Origin of the sequence: Flintibacter faecis (assembly GCF_014287875.1) — a bacterium.
Taxonomy (GTDB): domain Bacteria; phylum Bacillota; class Clostridia; order Oscillospirales; family Oscillospiraceae; genus Lawsonibacter; species Lawsonibacter faecis_A.
Genome location: NZ_JACOPN010000005.1, coordinates 188,097 through 206,435, shown reverse-complemented (window position 1 = coordinate 206,435; position 18,339 = coordinate 188,097). Strand labels below are relative to the sequence as shown.

Here is an 18,339-nt window from a genome sequence, read left to right as displayed (position 1 = left end):
CCTGTTTTGTTGTCCGGGGTTTCCAAAGGGGCTTGCCCCTTGGCACACGACTTTGCTTGCAAAGTGTAGTGTGTTATACGCTCTGTCGGCGTTGCTGCGAAAATAAGGTTGCCGCCGGGGAGGGCAAAGGCGTTTGAAGCAGCAGGAAAACAGGGTTGTGATTGCGTGACGTGGAGCCGCAAGCGCAGGACTGGTTTCATCAGCAGACAGGGCGTATATGAAAGTCCCCGTTCCTCGTTCTACACCGAACTTGTGGACACACTCCCGTAAAAACTGAAATTTTAGACTATTTGTAAATAAACCTTTATATTATCCCAAGTGAAATTTTTAATTCTAATATGCGTAAAACAGATTCATCGATTCGTTCCTCTGTAATTTCTCCCTGTTTGACTGCTTCAAGTATGGCTGGAATTTGCACCTCAAAATCTGTGCAGCATAACATATCATTTCCTGCCTTCACAGCTTGAACTGCAATTTTTGTGTCTTCTGCAAAATTGCGCACACCATCCATAGCTAAGTCATCTGTAATAATAACTCCAGTAAATTTTAATTCTTCCCGCAGGATTTTGTGTACCTGTGAAGACAGTGAAGCAGGGGTTTGACTATCCATGCAGGATACCACATTATGAGAAACTAATACCATATTGGCTCCAGAATCGATTCCTGCTTGAAACGGCAAGAAATCTGAGTTCAAAAATGTTTCATAGGTGCGATCATCATAAGCAATACCTGTATGTGTATCCACATTATTTCCGTACCCGGGGAAATGCTTTAGGACGCTCCCCATACCTTCTTGAAACATGGTTTGCACAACTAAGTGGACATAAGCGGCAGTTTGCTCTGCGTTCTGTCCAAAACTCCGGTCATAAATAAAATCCTCTGGATTTTGCGAAACATCGCAGATTGGGGCAAAGTTCAAATTAATCCCCAAACTATTCAATAATTCACATTTTTCTTGTGTGTCACTTTGAATCAAATCAAAGCCACCTTCAGCATAGAGTTCTTGAGGGGACCAGAAAGGCACAGCTCGCAAATTTCGGTTTGTGCTAACACGGTTGACAGTGCCTCCTTCTTCATCTACTCCGATAAACATGGGGATTTTTGCTGCACTTTGGTAACTTTGAATATTCTGGATAATTTCATCTCTTGTTTTTCCAGAAAAGTCTCGGCTAAAAAGAATATAACCTCCAAGATTATACTCCTTTACCTTCTGTACGCTATTTATTTCGGGACAGCGTGCAATAAACATCTGTCCAACTTTTTCTTCCAGCGTCATTGCATTTAGAATTTCTTGTGCTTTCTGTGTCACGGAAGCAGAAGGGGGACTTGGCTCTGTTTCACCAGTTGTTGGTTCAGGATTTTCGGTATTCAAACTGGAATCCGTAACCGTAATGGAAAGTAATTCAACCTCTTGTACAGATGCATTCAAATCCAACTTGCCATGATATGAAACTGTCACTGGATTCCCAATCACTATTCCTGTCTCACCAGTTGAAATATTTACACCTTCTGTTCCAAAACAATATTCACGATTATCCTCACCTTGAACAGTTAGCGTATTCATTGTTGCATCTTTTACAGTTCCTCGAAGCTCTTGTGCAGGTTCAGTTGTACTTGAATTTCCAATCATTTCTATTGTTGCCTTAGACGAGTTTTCCAACAAAATATTATTTACTTTATGCAAACTGGCTATCGCAATGCCTGCACATACAAGAAGCAAGATAATCACACTAAAAATAAGCACTTTATTCCTTTTTTCTTTTTTTACCCGTCTCATGTAATCCTCCTGATTGTTTTATAAAACTACATATATTTTTCTGCAATTATTTTCCTACCTGCTCCATCATCCTCTTTGCCAACTGCCGGAACTGTTCCGTCGTTTCCTCGTCCATCGGAAGAAACTTCCCAATCTGTCCGGCAATCATAGCAGTTACATCGTCCATAGAAAGCAGCTCCTGCTGGTGGTCTTTCATGGTTTCCTGCATGGTTTGGAACATAGCGGCGGTCACAGCTTCTCCTGGCTGTTCTCTGTTGTCCATATCTTTCTTAATATCTCGCAGGATAGCAAGAAATACATTCTTGATTTTTTCAATTTCCGCTTCATGTTCTCCCATCTTCTGTGCGTTCAGAAGTTGCAAATCCTGTTTTGCTTCTGCCCGATGTTCCGGGTGTTCCGGGTAAAGCCATACACAGCACCTCCTTTTCCTATTTCCCATTATACAAGAAAATTGCAGAAATGCAATTTTGAAATTGAATATTGCCCTAAAATGCAATTCTCGCAAGATTCCGGGAATTGCATTTTTTTCGTGTAGACTTAGGGTAGTTCATCGATGAACTGCACCTTGAAAAATGAATGACCATCCGAAAAGGAATACCCCGGCAGGGGAAGCACCGCAAGGAGCCACTTCGGGACAAAATGGACCTGTTGGCAAAGTGGTTTTCTAAAAAAACTGTCTTGAAAAAAGTTCAGGAAAAAGCCGTTTCTGCCATAAAATCGACAAAGACCGGGCAGGAAAATCAAAGCCTTTTTTCAAAATAGGCGTTTGTCAACGGCTCCAACTTGTCCTCAACATTGAAATGGGCGGGAAGCCATTTTAGGGCTTACCCGCCTTGATTACATTTTCCAAATACAGCCGAAGCTGTCAACGGCAGCGTATGCAATACACTGTTCATCTTGACCGTTGACTGGTTCGGTGGGATTTGTTATTCATACAGCTTTCACCAAATTCTTTGTTGGGATTTCATTCAATCTCCATCAATCCATTTGCTTCTATTTCCAAAATAGCTTCTGCTTCTTCCTCTATATCAACTGTCATAAATTTGTATAGACCATCATTCATCACAATATCGCCGATTTCATCTACAAGCTCAATTCGATGATATATACTTTTACAGCCAATCGTTTTTAAATTGCACACTTCTCCATTCCAAAGATTTATCTGAACAACATATTCATCATCTTTTCTGGAAATATTTCCAATTTGATTATCGTTATTGGATATTTTACGAATCCATTCAGCAATCATAATTTCCTCGAATCGCCAGTTCCTCACTACCGCAGGCTGATTTTCCTTGATCTTATGCAAAAACGGCGCTTCCCGGTTTCGGGAAGTGCCGTTTTTGTTGTGATCGTTTCTATATCCGGTTTACCTGGGCTCGCCGGGCATCAGCCAGCCCTTGTGGTCGGTGTGCAGCAGTTCCTCGGCCTTTTCGCTCAGGGGGCTGCCCAGATACTCCCGGTACAGGGCCTGGACCTGGGGGTTCTCGTGGGAGAAGCGCACAGGGGCGCTCTTGTCCAGGGCGTACAGCCGCTGGCCCCGCTCGCCGTAGAGCTCCTTGTCCTCGCAGCTGATGGGCTGTCCTCCGCCGCCCACGCAGCCGCCGGGGCAGGCCATCACCTCCACAAAGTCATAGTGGACCTTGCCAGCCTTCAGCTGCTCCATCAGGGCCCGGGCATTGCCCAGTCCGCTGACCACGGCGCAGCGCACGGGGATCCCCGCCACCTCGTAGGTGGCCTCCCGCAGGCCGGGGCCGGTGCGCACCTGGGCAAAGGCATCGGGGGCCGGGTCCTCTCCGGTGAGGAGATAGGCGGCCGTGCGCAGGGCGGCCTCCATCACGCCGCCGGTGGCCCCGAAGATCACGCCCGCGCCGGTGGCCACGCCCATGGGGCTGTCCAGGGGCTCCTCGGGCAGATATTTGGGGTCCAGCTGGTCGGCCCGGAGCATCCGCACAAACTCCCGGGTGGTCAGCACCCAGTCCACGTCGGGGCCGTGCTGGGTGGCCATGGTGGGCAGCTCGGCCTCCGCCTTTTTGGCCACGCAGGGCATGATGGACACGCAGCAGATCTTCTCCGGCGCCACTCCCAGCGTTTGGGCAAACCAGCTCTTGGCCACGCTGCCGAACATCTGCTGGGGGGACTTGGCGCTGGACAGCTGGCCCACCAGCTCGGGGTACTGGCCCTTTAAGAACCGCACCCAGCCGGGGCAGCAGCTGGTGAACATGGGCCACCGGGTCAGGCCGCCGGCCTTCAGGCGGTGGAGGAACTCGCTGCCCTCCTCCATAATGGTCAGGTCGGCAGTGAAGTTGGTGTCGAACACATAGTCAAAGCCCAGCCGGCGCAGGGCGGCGGCCATGCGCTCCATGGTGGCCTGCTCCCGGGGCATACCGAAGGCCTCGCCCCAGGCGGTGCGCACGGCGGGGGCCACCTGGACCACGGTGATCTTGTCCGGGTCGGCCAGGGCGGAGAACACCTCCATGGTGTCGTCCCGCTCCCGCAGGCCGCCGGTGGGGCAGTGGGTGATGCACTGGCCGCACAGGGCGCAGTCCGAGTCCTTCATGACCCGGTTTCCAGACACGTCGACCATGGTGCGCCCGCCGGTGCCGGACACGTCCCAGATGCTCAGCGTCTGCACCTTGTCGCACACCTGGATGCAGCGCATACACTTGATGCACTTGTTATAGTCGTGATACAGGGGGAAGGTGGTGGTCCAGGCCCCCCGCAGGCCCCGGGGCAGCTGGGTCTCATAGTGGACCTTTACGATGCCCAGATCGTTGGCGATGGTCTGCAGCTGGCAGTTGCCGCTGCGCACGCAGGTGGCACACTTGCAGTCGTGCTGGGACAGGATGAGCTCCACGTTGATGCGGCGGGTGCTGCGCACCCGGGGGGAGTTGGTGTGGACCACCATGCCCTCCTTCACCGGGTTGTTGCAGGCCGTCACCATGGCCCGCTCGCCCTCTACCTCCACGCAGCACACCCGGCAGGCGGCGATCTCGTTGATCCCCTTTAAGTAGCACAGATGAGGGATATGGATGTCGGCCTGGGCGGCCGCCTCCAGAATGGTGGCCCCCTCCTGGGCCTGGACGGTGCGTCCGTCGATGGTCAGCGTTACCATTCCGTGTTCCTCCCTCCCTTAAAAATGCCATAGCCGAAGTGGTCACAGCGCAGGCAGCGGCCCGCCTCCTGCTGGGCCTCCTCCAGGGTCATGCCCTCTTTCAGCAGGGTAAAGTCGCCGCAGTAGCAGTCCAGATGGCGGTTTTTCAGGTTCACCCGGCCGCAGGGGGGCGAGTTGGTCAGGTGGGCCGGGGGGATCTCCACGTCGGTGTGGATCTTGTGGTCAAAGCCCAGATAGGCATCGATGTTGTCGGCGGCCACCTTGCCTGCGGCCACGGCCCGGATGACGGTGGCGGGGCCGGACACGGCATCGCCGCCGGCGAACACGTTGTCCAGTCCGGGTACGGCGCTGGACAGGTCGGCCTGGATGGCCCCCCGCTGGGTGGTCACGCCCACGGCCTCGAAGGGCTTGGCCTCAATGGCCTGGCCGATGGCCACGATCACATAGTCGCAGGGGATGCGGAACTCCGGGGCATCGGCGGCCACGGGCTTGGGCCGCCCGTCGCTGCCGTAGGGGCCGATGTGCTGGGGCCGGGTCCACAGGGCGGTGACGCAGCCGTTTTCGTCGGCCTCGATGCGGGCTGGGGCCTGAAGGGGCAGGATCTGGCAGCCCTCGGCCATGGCCTCCTCGATCTCCTCGGCCAGGGCGGTCATGTCCTCCACCCGGCGGCGATAGACACAGGTGACGCTCTCCGCCCCCAGGCGCAGAGCGGTGCGGGTGGCATCCATAGACACGTTGCCGCCGCCCACCACGCAGACCTTTTTGCCGGTGAAGTCGGGGGCCTTGCCCTCGCCGATGCCCCGCAGCAGCTCCACGGCGCTGACCACGTTTTTAGAGGTCTCGCCCTCCAGGCCCAGCTTTTTGTCGTTGTGGGCCCCGATGGCGATATACACCGCATCAAAGCTGCGCTGGATATCCGCCATAGTCAGGTCCTTTCCGATGGACACGCCGGTGTGGACGGCGATGCCGGCGGACAGGATGTAGTCGATGTCCCGGTCCAGCACCTCCTGGGGCAGGCGGTAGTCGGGGATGCCATAGCGCAGCATGCCGCCCAGCTTGGGCCGCTGCTCGTACACGGTGACCTTGTGCCCCATCAGGGTCAGGTAATAGGCGGCGGTCAGGCCGCCGGGGCCGCCGCCGATAATGGCCACCGTCTTGCCCGTCTCCGGGGCCTTTTCCGGAACGGGGGTGTCCTCCCCGTGGTCCACGGCAAAGCGCTTCAGCCCGCAGATGTTCACCGCGTCGTCCACCATACGGCGGCGGCACTGGGCCTCGCAGGGGTGTTCGCACACATAGGCGCAGGCGGAGGGGAAGGGGTTGTCCTTGCGGATGAGCCGCACCGCGTCGCTGTAACGGCCCTCCCGCACCAGGGCCACATAGCCGGGCACGTCCACATGGGCCGGGCAGACGGACACACAGGGGACGGGGTGGCTCAGGGCGCAGATACACCGGCCGTGAAAAGCGTGCTCCTCAAAATCCTCCCGGAAGCCCCGCACGCCCTTGAGCACCATGTGGGCGGCCTCATAGCCGATGGCGCAGTCGGCGGAGTCGGCAATGACCCGGGCGGTGGCTTCGATAAGATCGATGGTCTCTTTGGTGGCGGTGCGGTCCAGCACCTGCTCGATGAGGTCGGCCAGCTGGCTCAATCCCACCCGGCAGGGTACGCACTTTCCACAGGTCTGTGCATGACAAAGGCGCAGAAAATTCAATGACATGTCCACCGGGCAAAGTCCCGGCTGGCTGGCGCTGATGCGCCGGCCCATGTCCCGGTGCAGGCCCCCTAAAACGGTTTGGGCCCGTCCCGGCGTTTCGATGGACAAACGGCTCAAGGCAACTCCTCCTCCTGAATGTGTGCGGACAGGGTCCAGGCATTGACCCTCACTCCCGGTTTTTGTGTTGAATTTGTGTCTTTTGACTGTTTTTTGACGCATTTTCAACGTTTCCTACCGCAAATACACAAATGAACTATAGCACGTCCCACCCCCGCTGTCAACCGCGCGGGGGGAAGAAATGAATTTTTTCCCGTGCTTTCTTTCGTGGGCTCCCACTGTTTCGGTTGACAGAACACCGCCGGGGACAGTATGATAGAAGATAGAGCAAACCCTCATCTGCGCCCCGGCGCAAATCGGATGAAAAGGGAGGCCCCCTTATGAAAAAGTCCCTCGCCCTGCTGCTGTCCCTGGTCCTGACGGCCGGTCTGCTGTCCGCCTGCGGAAAGGGGGAGACCCCCGCCCCGTCCTCCTCCATGCCGGACGAGCCCGCCGTCTCCGTCCTCGCCCCCGTGGAGGAGCCGGAGCCAGAACCGGAGCCGGAGCCCGTCCTGCCCTATGTCAATCCCCTCACCGGGGAGGGCAGCGCCGTGGACCTGGCCAATGCCCGCCCGGTGGCCATTATGCTCAACAACCTGAAAAAGGCCCTGCCCCAGCTGGGGGTGTCCCAGGCCGACCTCATCTATGAGCTGCCCGCCGAGGGGGGCATCACCCGGATGATGGCGGTGTTCCAGTCGGTGGAGGGTGTGGGCGACCTGGGTTCGGTGCGCTCGGCCCGGGACTACTATGTCTCCCTGGCCCGGGGCCACGATGCGGTGTTCCTCCACGCCGGGGGCAGCCCCCAGGCCTATTCCGCCATTAAGAACATGGGGGTCACCGCCCTGGACTGCGTCAACGGCCCCTACGAGGGCACGCTGTTCTGGCGGGATAAGACCCGGAAAAAGCAGATGGGCCTGGAGCACTCCGTCCTCACCTCCGGCCAGACCATTCAGGAGCTGCTGCCCACCTATGGCAAGCGGCTGGAGCATAAGGACGGCTTCTCCTATCCCGTCTCCTTCCTCCCGGAGGGGGAGACCGCCTCAGGCGACCCGGCAGAGACCGTCTCTGTGCGCTTTTCCGACTATAAGACCGGTGTCTTTACTTACGATACCCAGACCGGGCGCTACCGGGTGTCGGAATACGGCAGGGCGTATATAGACGGCAACACCGGGGAGCAGGTCCAGGTAAAAAACGTCCTGATCCTGCGCACCGACGTGTCCGCCATCAAGGGGGACGACAAGGGCCGCCAGTCCGTGCGCACCACGGGCACCGGCTCCGGCCAGCTCTTCTGCGACGGGCGGGTGCAGGAGATCACCTGGTCCCGCAGCGGCGACAGCAGCCCCATGACCTATCTGGACGCCGCCGGGAACCCCCTGCGCCTGGGCGTTGGGCCGTCTTACATCAACATCGTGGGCCGCTCTGCCGCCGTCACCGTGGGCTGACAGCCGCTTTGCCCAAATCTCACGCGGATTTTGCACGTTTTTCCCCTTCCCCGGCTTGCAAACCCCGGGGAAGGGGATTATAATATTTTTAAGCCACTAAAATGACGCTGCCTTTTTGTCAAAATTTTGTTGCTTGTCTAAGCGGGAAAGGATGTGGGAACCAAATGGAAGGCCGAAGTCGTCACCGGGAGCAGGCGCGCTGCTGCGAGCGGGCGGCGGCAGAGCTGGATGGGCCCCCTTTGTGTCCCCGCTCTGCTGTCCCCGAACAAAAGCGGGACAATATCGGCCCGTTGAGTATCCTGTCCTTGCGGGGAACCCCAAGGGGGTGACGTGGCGATCCGTTTCTTCCGTCTACAGACGAGGGAAACGGATTCCCACGTCGCTGCGCAGTCGTTGACAGCTTTGCTGCCTTACGAATGCGGCGTACCCTTTACGGGTACTGTGCGCCTCGGAATGACATAGTTCTCTATCGCTAAAACGATATTGTCCCGCGGTATTTTTGCGCCCTGCTTCCTTTTTATTGAGAGGAAGGAGGAAAACACCCATGCACGAAAATTATGACGAGGCGCTGCTGTTGGAGCTGGTAAAAAACAAGCAGTTCCGCGCCCTGCGCGCCCACCTAGACGAGATGAACGAGGTGGACATCGCCGAATTTCTGGACGAGCTGGAGCCCGACCAGCAGGTGGTGGTCTTTCGGCTGCTGCCCAAGGACGTGGCCGCCGACGTGTTCACCTATCTGGAGGACAGCGAGGATCAGGAGAAGATCATCAACGCCCTGAGCGACAAGGAGCTGCGGGAAGTTCTGGACGAGCTCTACCTGGACGATACCGTGGACATCATCGAGGACATGCCCGCCAACATGGTCTCCCGTATCCTGCGCAACACCGACGCGTCCACCCGCAGCCAGATCAACCAGCTGCTGAAATACCCGGAGGACTCCGCCGGCTCCATCATGACCACGGAGTTTATCTACCTCCACCCCAACGCCACCGTAGAGGAGTCCTTCGCCCGCATCCGAAAGGTCGGTCTGGACAAAGAGACGGTGTACACCTGCTATGTCACCCAAAACCGGGTGCTGCTGGGCGTGGTCACAGTGAAGACCCTGCTGCTGTCCCCCTACGAGACCAAAATAAAGGACATCATGGAGACCAAGGTCATCTCCGTCACCACCCACGAGGACAAGGAGGATGTGGCCCAGATGTTCTCCAAATACGACCTGTCTGCCCTGCCCGTGGTGGACGGGGAGAACCGCCTGGTGGGTATCATCACCTTCGACGACGCCATGGACGTTATGGAGGAGGAGGCCACCGAGGACTTTGAGAAGATGGCCGCCATCCTGCCCGGTGACAAGCCCTATCTCAAGACCAGCGTGTTCGAGACCTGGCGCTCCCGTATCCCCTGGCTGCTGATGCTCATGCTGTCGGCCACCTTCAGCGGCATGATCATCACCCACTTTGAAGGCGCCCTGGCCGCCTGCGTGGTGCTCACGTCCTTCATCACCATGCTCTCCGGCACCGGCGGCAACTCCGGCTCCCAGTCGTCGGTGGCCGTCATCCGCGCCCTGTCTCTGGGGGAGGTGGAGTTCTCCGACATGCTGGCCGTGGTGTGGAAGGAACTGCGGGTGGCCCTGCTGTGCGGCGTGTGTCTGGCGGCGGCCAACTTTGTGAAGATGATGCTGGTGGACCGGATGCTCATGCACAACCCCCAGGTCACCGTACCCGTGGCTCTGGTGGTCTGCCTGACCCTGATGTGCACCGTGGTCTGCGCCAAGATCGTGGGCTGCACCCTGCCCATGGCGGCAGAGAAGATCGGCATCGACCCCGCCGTCATGGCCGCCCCCTTCATCACCACCGTGGTAGATGCCCTGTCCCTGCTGATCTACTTCGGCATCGCCACCGAGATTTTGGGAATTTAAACGTTAAAGCAAAATGCGCCTGTGTGGATTTTCAGAAAATATCCACACAGGCGCATTGTTTTGGGGAAAACTTTTCCCTGTCCTTGCGAGGAGCATCGTGACACGGCATCTGTCCCCTGATATTCACAGCCCCAACCCATAGATCCGGTTGGCGTTGTGGAAAAATACCTTCTCCCAATACACCTCGGGCACGATGCCCTGGATGAAGCGGATGTACTCCCCCAGGTTGACAATGGGCCAGTCGGTGCCGTACATCACGTCGTCCCACTGGCAGATGGCGGTGAGCCAGGTGCGCAGCAGCCCGGCGTAGCCCGCCTGCACCCGGAAATACTCGTCCAGATCCACTCGGCCCTCCAGCAGGCCGGACAGGTCGGTGGCCACGTTGGGGTTCTTCTCCACCACGGCGGCGGCACTCTCCAAAAAGGGGTTGCCAAAATGGCACATGACAAACCGCGTCTTGGGGTGGTCGGCGGCCACCTCGTCCAGGGTGAGGGGGTGGCAATATTTCAGGTGGGCCCGGGGAAAGGCGGTCAGGCCCATGTGAATGGCCACCGGCTTATCATACCGGGCGGCCAGGTCATAGATGGGCTGATAGCACACATCAGACAGCCAGATGCGGTTATAGCCGGGGTAGAGCTTCACCCCGCAGCAGTTGTCCCGCTTTAAGTGCTCCTCCACCCGGTCGGGCAGGTCCGCCGGGATGTTCCGCCCCCGGTCCAGCACCAGGCTGTCCAGCCCCACACAGTAGTGAAACAGGTCTTCGGGATAGTCGTGCCGCCCGGTCTCCAGGCTGTTGTTGCCCATGACCACCCCGTGGACCATGCCCAACTGGCCATAGACCTGGCGCAGGTGGTCCACGCTGTTGTGGTGGCCCACGCCCTGGGCGGTCTGCTCGGCCCAGTCCTGCTGAGGAAAGAGATGCAGATGGGCATCGATGATCTTCATAGTCCGGCTCCTTTCAGGATATAAGAAAAAACCCGTCCCCAAGGGAACGGGTTTTGAAGCGCAGAATTACACCAGCTGGATGATAGCCATCTCGGCGGCGTCGCCGCGGCGGGGCCCGATGCGGACGATGCGGGTGTAGCCGCCATTCCGGTCGGCGTACTTGGGGCCGATCTCCTTGAACAGCTTGTTGGCCACATCCTCCTTGGTGATGAAGCCCAGGGCCTGACGATAGGACACCAGGGTGTTGTCCTTGGCCAGGGTGATCATCTTCTCGGCCACGGGAGCAACTTCCTTGGCGCGGGTGAGGGTGGTCTTGATCTGGCCGTTCTCCAGCAGGTAGGTGACCATGGCGCGGAGCATAGCCTTACGCTGATCCGTAGTACGGCCCAGCTTACGATTCTTCAGAGACATAGTAAACTCTCCTTCGACCTCGCGTGGCGAGATCCAACTTCAAATTCGTTCAGTTCGGCTGAAAACAGCCGGGGATGCCCGAAACCGGGACGGCAGAGCCGCGGAGCAGAGCGGAACGTTACATACCTCTGCCCCAGTCCCCACAAAACCCGCGGGGCGCTTAAAAGGCCCCGGGTGTTTTAGTTGTTGTTGTCGTCGCTGGCCAGGGACAGGCCCATCAGGGCCAGCTTGTTGATGACCTCTTCCAGAGACTTGCGGCCCAGGTTGCGGACCTTCATCATCTCTTCCTCTGTCTTGGAGATCAGGTCCTCCACCGTGTTGATGTTGGCCCGCTTCAGACAGTTGTAAGAACGCACGGACAGGTCCATGTCGTCGATGGTCATCTCCATGATCTTGCTGGTCTGGCTCTCGGCCTTCTCCACCACCGTGGACTTGCTGCCCATGGTCTCGGACAGGTCGGTGAACAGGGTGAAGTGGTCGCACAGGATGCGGGCACCCAAGGAGACAGCATCTCTGGCGTCAATGGTACCGTTGGTCCATACCTCCAGGGTCAGCTTGTCATAGTCGGTGGCATCGCCTACACGGGTGTTTTCCACGGTGTAGTTCACCTTGCGCACGGGGGAGTAGATGGAGTCTACGGGGATCACGCCGATGACAGTCTGAGCGGTCTTGTTCTTGTCGGCGGAGACATAGCCCCGGCCGTGGGACAGGGTCAGCTCCATGGACAGGGTGGCATCGGGGCCCAGGGTGGCGATGTGCAGATCGGGATTGAGGATCTCCACGTCGGCATCGGCCTTGATGTCGCCGGCCGTCACCTTGCAGGCACCGGATGCCTCAATGTGGACCGTCTTCACGCCCTCGCAATACAGCTTGGCGATGATGCTCTTCACATTCAGGACGATCTCGGTCACGTCCTCCTTCACACCGGGGATGGTGGTAAACTCATGCTGGACACCGGCGATCTTGATGGAGGTCACCGCGGTGCCAGGCAGAGAGGACAACAGGATACGGCGCAGGGAGTTGCCCAGGGTGGTGCCATAGCCTCGCTCCAGGGGCTCTACGACGTACTTGCCATAGGATGCGTCACCGGGATTTTCCACGCATTCGATGCGGGGCTTTTCGATTTCTACCATATGCTAGGATACCCTCCTTTTCTCGGCGGCGCGCTGGCCGCCTCATTCAGCTCACCAATATCTGAGGGTCTAAGTCTGTTGTGCCGAGCCTCTTCAGCCAGGCCGAAGAGGCTCGGCTACAGAAATTACTTAGAATACAGCTCGACGATGAGGTGCTCTTCCACGGGGAAGTCGATGTCGTCCCGGGCGGGCATGGCAGCGACGGTGCCCTGGAGGGTGTTCTTGTCGCGGGTCAGCCACTTGGGCAGGTTCACCACAGGGGCATCCTCGCCCAGCAGGCGCTTGAACTTGACGGAAGCGCGGCTCTTCTCCCGGACCTCGATGACATCACCGGTCTTAACCAGGTAAGAGGGGATGTCCACGCGCTGGCCGTTCACGGTGAAGTGGCCGTGGGTGGTCAGCTGACGGGCCTCGCGGCGGGTCTGGGCAAAGCCCAGGCGATACACCACGTTGTCCAGGCGGCGCTCGATCAGGGTCAGCAGATTCTCGCCGGTCTTGCCCTGCATACGGGCAGCCTTCTCGTAATACATACGGAACTGCTTCTCCATGATGCCGTAGACAAACTTGACCTTCTGCTTCTCGGTCAGCTGCATGGCGTACTCAGACTGCTTCTTGCGCATCTGACCCTTGGGGTTGCGGTTGGTGTCCTTCTTGGCATAGCCCATGGCGGCGGGGGACAGGTTCAGAGCCTTGCACCGCTTGGCGATGGGCTGCATGTTTCTAGCCATCTGTCAAAAACCTCCTTCTCAGATCAGACGCGGCGGCGCTTCGGGGGACGGCAGCCGTTGTGGGGGACGGGGGTCACGTCCTTGATCATGGTGACCTCCAGGCCCACGGCCTGCAGCGCCCGGATGGCGGCCTCACGGCCGGCGCCGGGGCCCTTTACGAAGACCTCGACGGTCTTCAGGCCATACTCCATCGCAGCCTTGGCGGCCGTCTCAGCGGCAGTCTGCGCAGCGAAGGGGGTGGACTTACGGGAACCACGGAAACCCAGACCGCCGGAGCTGGCCCAGGACAGGGCGTTGCCCTGCGCGTCAGTGACGGTGACCATGGTGTTGTTGAAGGAAGAGCGGATATGCACCTGGCCCTTCTCGACATTCTTGCGCTCGCGGCGCTTGCGGACAACTTTCTTGCCCTTAGTGGTGTTAGCAGCAGCCATTGCTTATCCCTCCTTACTTCTTCTTGTTGGCGACGGTACGCTTGGGACCCTTGCGGGTACGGGCGTTGGTCTTGCTCCGCTGACCGCGGACGGGCAGGCCCTTGCGGTGGCGGATACCACGATAGCAGCCGATCTCGGTCAGCCGCTTGATGTCCATCGCCACGTTCCGGCGCAGGTCGCCCTCCACCGTATACTCGTGACCGATGATCTCGCGCAGCTTGGCCTCGTCCTCCTCGGACAGGTCCTTCACGCGAACGTCGGGGCTGATCCCAGCCTCGGCCAGGATCTTGTTGGCGCTGGTGCGCCCAATGCCGTAGATATAAGTGAGGCCGATCTCAATTCTCTTCTCTCTCGGCAGGTCAATACCGGCAATACGAGCCATTTATTACAGCACCTCCAATTAACCTTGTCTCTGCTTATGCTTGGGGTTTTCGCAAATTACCATGACTTTGCCCTTGCGCTTAATGACTTTGCACTTCTCGCACATGGGCTTCACGGACGGTCTTACTTTCATTGTTGAAACCTCCTGATGAATGCCTTACGGCCCCTCGTCGTCGCGGGCTCCGTATCCCTCGCTTCGGCCTTGCGGCCAAAGCTCGCTCACTGCGCCGCTCCTCCTCTTCAAATCGGACCCGCTTCGCTGGGCTCCGATTTGACCCTTTACGGGGGATTTGCGGGCTCCGCTCTCTTCGCCTCGGCCTTCCGGCCAAGGCTCAGTCGCTGCGCCGCTCCTCCTCTCCGGTCAAAACCCGCTTCGCTGGGCTTTTGACCGGGCAGCGGCCACAGGCCGCTGTTTTGGGGAAGAGTTCGGGCGCACCTGGAAAGGCAAGGCTTTCCGGGAGAGCTCCGACGATTCGGTCGTTGATAGTTACCGTAGACGCCGCACTTTGGCGGCCATTTGAATTACTTAGAACGCCAGGTGATACGGCCCCGGGTGAGGTCGTAGGGTGACATCTGCACCGTCACCTTGTCTCCGGGCAGGATGCGGATGAAATTCATGCGCAGCTTGCCGGAAATGTGTGCCAGGATAATGTGGCCGTTTCCAATATCCACATGGAAGGTAGTATTGGGAAGGGATTCTGTGACGACTCCCTCCAGCTCGATCATATCGTCCTTAGCCAAACGTGATTCCTCCCTTGAAGGCGGCCAGCGCCTGTCTCAGTTCCCGGTCAGAGACCGGGGTTCCTTGTTGCAGCTTCTGAATGACGGGGTGGTCAAACTCCTGGGGCAGGAGACACACATGCCGCAGCTTTTTGGCTTTGGGCCGGGCCGCCTTTCGGCGCTTCCCGTCGGCCAGCAGCAGCTGACCGTCCTGTGTCTGGCCCACCACGAAGAGGAAGTTCCCCCGGTCTCGTCCGGCCAAAGCCTGGACGATGCGGCCTGTGCCATTAGACATAGGCTCCGTCCTCAGTGACGGTGAGGACCTCCGGTTCTCCGTCGGTGATCAGAATGCTGTTTTCATAGTGCGCAGTGAGGGAGCCGTCCAAGGACACGGTGGTCCACTTGTCGGCCAGTACCTTCACCTGCCAGTCGCCTGCACACACCATGGGCTCCACGGCGATGGTCATGCCCGGCAGCAGCCGGGGACCGTGGCCTGCGGGGCCATAGTTGCGCACCTCGGGGGGCTCGTGGAGCTTGGCACCCACGCCGTGCCCCACAAAATCCCGGACCACAGAGAAGCCGTTTGCCTCTACATAGGCCTGGACCGCGTGGCCGATGTCGGACACCCGGCAGCCCTTGCGGGCATTCTTGATGCCCTCCCAAAAGCTCTGCTGGGTGACCTTGATCAGACGCATGGCCTCGTCGCTCACCTGGCCGCAGGGGTAGGTGGCGGCGCAGTCACCGTGAAAGCCGCCGATATAAGCGCCCACGTCCACGCTGACGATGTCGCCCTCCTTCAGCTTCCGGGGACCGGGGATGCCGTGGATGACCTGCTCGTTAACGGAGATGCAGGCCGAACCGGGGAACCCGCCGTAGCCCAGGAAAGAGGGCTTGGCCCCGTGGCTTTCGATAAAGCGGCGCACCGCCGTGTCGATCTCGTGAGTGGTTACACCGGGGCGGATCATGGACCCAGCCAGGGCGCGGGCCTGGGCGGTGATTCGCCCGGCCTTGCGCATGGCCTGGATCTCACGATCCGACTTTAAAGAGATCATTTCCAATCCCATCAGATACCCAGCGCCTCCATGATGACCTTGGTGGTGGCTTCAATGGTGGGCTGATTGTCCACAGGGACCAGAACGCCCTTCTTCTCGTAATAGCCCTTCAGGGGCTCGGTCTCCTGGTGATAGACCTTCAGGCGGTTGCGCACGGTCTCCACCTTGTCGTCGTCCCGCTGAATGAGTGCGCCGCCGCAGGCATCGCACACGCCCTCCTGCTTGGGGGGCTTGGACTTGACGTGGAAGGGGGCTCCGCAGGCGGAGCACACCCGGCGGCCGCCCATGCGCTCCTCGATCTCGCTGTCGGAGATCTCGATGGAGACCACATGGTCAAACACGATGCCGGCCTTGTCCAGGGCCTCGGCCTGGGGCAGGGTGCGGGGCACGCCGTCCAGGATAAAACCCTTGGCACAGTCGGGCTTCTCCAGCCGCTCGGCCACGATGCCGATGATCACGGAATCGGGGACCAGCTTGCCTGCGTCCATATAGGACTTGGCCTGAAGGCCCACGGAGGTGCCCTCCTTGATGGCGGCGCGGAGGATGTTGCCGGTAGAGATGGTCGGGATGCCCAGCTTGGCGCTGAGGATCTCAGCCTGAGTACCCTTGCCGGCGCCGGGGGCGCCCAGCATGATAAGCTTCATTCCCATTCTCTCCAACTCCTTTTACTCCAAAAAGCCCTTATAGTGCCGCATGAGCATCTGAGCCTCCATCTGCTTCACGGTCTCCAGGGCCACGCCCACCACGATGATGACGGAGGTACCGCCGATGGCCAGGGAGTGGTAACCGAAGATATTGCCCGTGATGATGGGCGCGATGGCCACAACAGACAGATACAGCGCACCAAACATGGTGATCTTGTTCAGAACCTTAGTGATGAAGTCGGCGGTGGGCTTACCGGGACGGAAGCCGGGGATGAAGCCGCCGTTCTTCTTCAGGTTGTTGGAGACCTCCACGGGGTTGAACTGCATGGTGGCATAGAAATAGCTGAAGCCCACGATCAGCAGGAAATACAGGATGCTGTAGAAGGGCTTGCTGGTGTCGAACAGACGCATCAGCAGGCTGTTCTGCGTGGTCCATCCGGCGAACGCGCCGATGGTGGCAGGCAGAGCAGCGATGGACTGGGCAAAGATGATGGGCATGACGCCGGACATGTTCACCTTCATGGGGATGTGGGTGGACTGGCCACCGTACATCTTCCGGCCCACCACCCGCTTGGCATACTGCACAGGCAGGCGGCGCTCGGCGTTGGAGATGAACACGATAAAGACCACCAGGGCCAGCATACCGATGACGATCACGGGGATCATCCAGGGGGCCAGGGCCATGGACAGCTGGGCCTTCGCCTGGGTGGCGGAGTAGCCGGCAGCGGTCAGGGTCTCCTCAGTCATGGTGCCATTCTTCACAGCGGACCAGATGGTCACGCCGCTGACACAGTCGCTGATCATGCGGGGGAAGCGGGACACGATGCCCGCAAACAGGATGATGGAAATGCCGTTGCCCACACCGAACTCGGTGATCTGCTCGCCCAGCCACATCAGGAAGGCGGAGCCGGCGGTGAAGGACAGGACGATCACCAGGGCGACCCAGACACCGCTGAGGGCAGAGGACTCGATGAGACCATAGCTCTTGATGAGGGAGTAGTAGCCGAAGCCCTGCAGCAGGGCGATGGCCACGGTGGCATAGCGGGTGATGGAGGCGATCTTCTTCCGGCCCTCCTCGCCGCCCTCCTTGGCCAGCCGCTCCAGAGCGGGGATGGCCACGGTCAGCAGCTGGATGATGATGGAGCTGTTGATATAGGGCTGGATGGACAGGGCAAAGATCGTGGCCATGGAGAAGGCGGAGCCGCTCATGGCGTTCATCAGGCCCAGGATGGTACCGCTCTGGGTCTGCAGATGCTGCTCCAGAGTGGCGGAATCGATATAGGGGACGGGGATTGCAGAGCCCAGACGGAAGATCAGCAGCGCAAAGACGGTAAAGAGCATCTTTTTGCGCAGCTCAGGCACAGCCCAGGCATTGCGGATGGTCTGGATCATGGTCAGACCACCTCCACCTTACCACCTGCAGCTTCGATTTTTTCCTTGGCGGAGGCGGAGAAGGCGGAGGCCTGAACGGTCAGCTTCTTGGTGATGCTGCCGTTGCCCAGGATCTTAACGCCATACTCGCACTTGGAGAGGATGCCCTTCTCCAGCAGAGCCTTGGCGTCCACCACAGCGCCGTCCTCGAACTTGTCCAGAACAGAGACGTTGATGGCCTCCAGGGGCTTGGCAAAAATGTTGTGGAAACCGCGCTTGGGCAGGCGGCGGGCCAGAGGCATCTGGCCGCCCTCAAAGCCAACGCGGACACCGCCGCCGGAACGGGCCCACTGGCCCTTCTGGCCGCGGCCACCGGTCTTGCCGTTGCCGGAACCGGCGCCCCGGCCCTTGCGGTAGGCCTTGGTGTTGGAGCCGGCGGCGGGGGAAAGTTCATGCAGATTCATGT

At 58.8% G+C, this 18,339-nt stretch carries 20 protein-coding genes; 2 read left to right on the top strand and 18 right to left on the bottom strand.

Going from position 1 to position 18,339, the window contains the following annotated elements; all coding sequences use genetic code 11:
• Nucleotides 1-304: 304 nt before the first annotated feature.
• The 5 genes from H8S55_RS08835 to H8S55_RS08810 all read right to left on the bottom strand — a co-directional run bounded on the left by H8S55_RS08835 (nucleotide 305) and on the right by H8S55_RS08810 (nucleotide 6,721).
• Nucleotides 305-1,777: a glycoside hydrolase family 3 protein gene (locus H8S55_RS08835; RefSeq protein ID WP_243200532.1), complete on the bottom strand. Its 1,473-nt coding sequence runs from the start codon at nucleotides 1,775-1,777 to the stop codon at nucleotides 305-307.
• A 46-nt stretch (nucleotides 1,778-1,823) separates the two neighbouring features.
• Entirely contained in the window at nucleotides 1,824-2,138 is a 315-nt protein-coding gene (locus H8S55_RS08830) for a hypothetical protein (protein ID WP_436233155.1), read from the bottom strand.
• A gap of 603 nt (nucleotides 2,139-2,741) precedes the next feature.
• Nucleotides 2,742-3,086 carry a hypothetical protein gene (locus H8S55_RS08820; RefSeq protein ID WP_186878656.1) on the bottom strand — a complete coding sequence of 115 codons (345 nt, stop codon included), beginning with the start codon at nucleotides 3,084-3,086 and terminating at the stop codon, nucleotides 2,742-2,744.
• 60 nt (nucleotides 3,087-3,146) lie between these two features.
• A complete protein-coding gene (locus H8S55_RS08815; protein ID WP_186878655.1) occupies nucleotides 3,147-4,892 on the bottom strand; it encodes an NADH-dependent [FeFe] hydrogenase, group A6 in 1,746 nt (581 codons plus the stop codon).
• Nucleotides 4,886-6,721: an NAD(P)-binding protein gene (locus H8S55_RS08810; RefSeq protein ID WP_186878654.1), complete on the bottom strand. Its 1,836-nt coding sequence runs from the start codon at nucleotides 6,719-6,721 to the stop codon at nucleotides 4,886-4,888. The genes H8S55_RS08815 and H8S55_RS08810 overlap by 7 nt, the downstream gene beginning before the upstream one ends.
• A 320-nt stretch (nucleotides 6,722-7,041) precedes the next feature.
• Between H8S55_RS08810 and H8S55_RS08805 the strand changes: the two genes are divergently transcribed.
• Both H8S55_RS08805 and mgtE read left to right on the top strand, forming a co-directional pair.
• On the top strand, nucleotides 7,042-8,142 hold the full coding sequence (locus H8S55_RS08805; RefSeq protein WP_186878653.1) for a DUF3048 domain-containing protein: 1,101 nt from the start codon (nucleotides 7,042-7,044) through the stop codon (nucleotides 8,140-8,142).
• A 544-nt stretch (nucleotides 8,143-8,686) separates the two neighbouring features.
• Complete coding sequence (gene mgtE, locus H8S55_RS08800; RefSeq protein ID WP_186878652.1) at nucleotides 8,687-10,057, top strand: magnesium transporter; 1,371 nt, start codon at nucleotides 8,687-8,689, stop codon at nucleotides 10,055-10,057.
• A 123-nt stretch (nucleotides 10,058-10,180) separates the two neighbouring features.
• On the opposite strand, the gene H8S55_RS08795 is transcribed toward mgtE, so the two are convergent.
• The 13 genes from H8S55_RS08795 to rplO all read right to left on the bottom strand — a co-directional run bounded on the left by H8S55_RS08795 (nucleotide 10,181) and on the right by rplO (nucleotide 18,337).
• Nucleotides 10,181-11,002: an amidohydrolase family protein gene (locus tag H8S55_RS08795; RefSeq protein ID WP_186878651.1), complete on the bottom strand. Its 822-nt coding sequence runs from the start codon at nucleotides 11,000-11,002 to the stop codon at nucleotides 10,181-10,183.
• 66 nt (nucleotides 11,003-11,068) lie between these two features.
• The gene (rplQ, locus tag H8S55_RS08790) at nucleotides 11,069-11,413 is read right to left on the bottom strand and encodes a 50S ribosomal protein L17 (RefSeq protein WP_147563694.1); all 345 of its coding nucleotides are present in this window, start codon (nucleotides 11,411-11,413) and stop codon (nucleotides 11,069-11,071) included.
• Nucleotides 11,414-11,592: 179 nt separating this feature from the next.
• Nucleotides 11,593-12,546, bottom strand: coding sequence for a DNA-directed RNA polymerase subunit alpha (locus H8S55_RS08785; RefSeq protein WP_147563693.1), 954 nt, complete (start codon nucleotides 12,544-12,546; stop codon nucleotides 11,593-11,595).
• A 125-nt stretch (nucleotides 12,547-12,671) separates the two neighbouring features.
• Nucleotides 12,672-13,274 (bottom strand): 30S ribosomal protein S4, encoded by a 603-nt coding sequence (rpsD, locus tag H8S55_RS08780; RefSeq protein WP_147563692.1) that lies wholly within the window; start codon nucleotides 13,272-13,274, stop codon nucleotides 12,672-12,674.
• A gap of 23 nt (nucleotides 13,275-13,297) precedes the next feature.
• Nucleotides 13,298-13,705 (bottom strand): 30S ribosomal protein S11, encoded by a 408-nt coding sequence (gene rpsK, locus H8S55_RS08775; RefSeq protein ID WP_147563691.1) that lies wholly within the window; start codon nucleotides 13,703-13,705, stop codon nucleotides 13,298-13,300.
• A gap of 13 nt (nucleotides 13,706-13,718) precedes the next feature.
• Entirely contained in the window at nucleotides 13,719-14,087 is a 369-nt protein-coding gene (rpsM, locus tag H8S55_RS08770; RefSeq protein WP_147563690.1) for a 30S ribosomal protein S13, read from the bottom strand.
• Between the two features lie 18 nt (nucleotides 14,088-14,105).
• Nucleotides 14,106-14,219, bottom strand: coding sequence for a 50S ribosomal protein L36 (rpmJ, locus tag H8S55_RS08765; RefSeq protein WP_008982609.1), 114 nt, complete (start codon nucleotides 14,217-14,219; stop codon nucleotides 14,106-14,108).
• Nucleotides 14,220-14,608: 389 nt separating this feature from the next.
• On the bottom strand, nucleotides 14,609-14,827 hold the full coding sequence (gene infA / locus H8S55_RS08760) for a translation initiation factor IF-1 (RefSeq protein ID WP_020989775.1): 219 nt from the start codon (nucleotides 14,825-14,827) through the stop codon (nucleotides 14,609-14,611).
• Entirely contained in the window at nucleotides 14,820-15,101 is a 282-nt protein-coding gene (locus H8S55_RS08755; RefSeq protein WP_147563689.1) for a KOW domain-containing RNA-binding protein, read from the bottom strand. Before H8S55_RS08755 ends, infA begins: the two co-directional genes overlap by 8 nt.
• Nucleotides 15,094-15,858, bottom strand: a complete 765-nt coding sequence (map, locus tag H8S55_RS08750) for a type I methionyl aminopeptidase (protein WP_186878698.1) — start codon at nucleotides 15,856-15,858, stop codon at nucleotides 15,094-15,096. The genes H8S55_RS08755 and map overlap by 8 nt, the downstream gene beginning before the upstream one ends.
• Nucleotides 15,859-15,869: 11 nt before the next feature.
• Nucleotides 15,870-16,502 (bottom strand): adenylate kinase, encoded by a 633-nt coding sequence (locus H8S55_RS08745; RefSeq protein ID WP_186878697.1) that lies wholly within the window; start codon nucleotides 16,500-16,502, stop codon nucleotides 15,870-15,872.
• 21 nt (nucleotides 16,503-16,523) lie between these two features.
• Nucleotides 16,524-17,894: a preprotein translocase subunit SecY gene (gene secY / locus H8S55_RS08740; protein ID WP_186878650.1), complete on the bottom strand. Its 1,371-nt coding sequence runs from the start codon at nucleotides 17,892-17,894 to the stop codon at nucleotides 16,524-16,526.
• Nucleotides 17,895-17,896: 2 nt separating this feature from the next.
• Nucleotides 17,897-18,337 carry a 50S ribosomal protein L15 gene (rplO, locus tag H8S55_RS08735; protein WP_147563687.1) on the bottom strand — a complete coding sequence of 147 codons (441 nt, stop codon included), beginning with the start codon at nucleotides 18,335-18,337 and terminating at the stop codon, nucleotides 17,897-17,899.
• Nucleotides 18,338-18,339 lie beyond the last annotated feature (2 nt).

Bases quoted from the DNA above. Each gene is read 5' to 3' on its own strand.
- H8S55_RS08835 (WP_243200532.1), bottom strand. From the start codon at position 1,777: ATGAGACGGGTAAAAAAAGAAAAAAGGAATAAAGTGCTTATTTTTAGT.
- H8S55_RS08815 (WP_186878655.1), bottom strand. From the start codon at position 4,892: ATGGTAACGCTGACCATCGACGGACGCACCGTCCAGGCCCAGGAGGGG.
- H8S55_RS08805 (WP_186878653.1), top strand. From the start codon at position 7,042: ATGAAAAAGTCCCTCGCCCTGCTGCTGTCCCTGGTCCTGACGGCCGGT.
- mgtE (WP_186878652.1), top strand. From the start codon at position 8,687: ATGCACGAAAATTATGACGAGGCGCTGCTGTTGGAGCTGGTAAAAAAC.
- H8S55_RS08795 (WP_186878651.1), bottom strand. From the start codon at position 11,002: ATGAAGATCATCGATGCCCATCTGCATCTCTTTCCTCAGCAGGACTGG.
- rplQ (WP_147563694.1), bottom strand. From the start codon at position 11,413: ATGTCTCTGAAGAATCGTAAGCTGGGCCGTACTACGGATCAGCGTAAG.
- H8S55_RS08785 (WP_147563693.1), bottom strand. From the start codon at position 12,546: ATGGTAGAAATCGAAAAGCCCCGCATCGAATGCGTGGAAAATCCCGGT.
- rpsD (WP_147563692.1), bottom strand. From the start codon at position 13,274: ATGGCTAGAAACATGCAGCCCATCGCCAAGCGGTGCAAGGCTCTGAAC.
- rpsK (WP_147563691.1), bottom strand. From the start codon at position 13,705: ATGGCTGCTGCTAACACCACTAAGGGCAAGAAAGTTGTCCGCAAGCGC.
- rpsM (WP_147563690.1), bottom strand. From the start codon at position 14,087: ATGGCTCGTATTGCCGGTATTGACCTGCCGAGAGAGAAGAGAATTGAG.
- rpmJ (WP_008982609.1), bottom strand. From the start codon at position 14,219: ATGAAAGTAAGACCGTCCGTGAAGCCCATGTGCGAGAAGTGCAAAGTC.
- H8S55_RS08755 (WP_147563689.1), bottom strand. From the start codon at position 15,101: ATGTCTAATGGCACAGGCCGCATCGTCCAGGCTTTGGCCGGACGAGAC.
- map (WP_186878698.1), bottom strand. From the start codon at position 15,858: ATGATCTCTTTAAAGTCGGATCGTGAGATCCAGGCCATGCGCAAGGCC.
- H8S55_RS08745 (WP_186878697.1), bottom strand. From the start codon at position 16,502: ATGAAGCTTATCATGCTGGGCGCCCCCGGCGCCGGCAAGGGTACTCAG.
- secY (WP_186878650.1), bottom strand. From the start codon at position 17,894: ATGATCCAGACCATCCGCAATGCCTGGGCTGTGCCTGAGCTGCGCAAA.
- rplO (WP_147563687.1), bottom strand. From the start codon at position 18,337: ATGAATCTGCATGAACTTTCCCCCGCCGCCGGCTCCAACACCAAGGCC.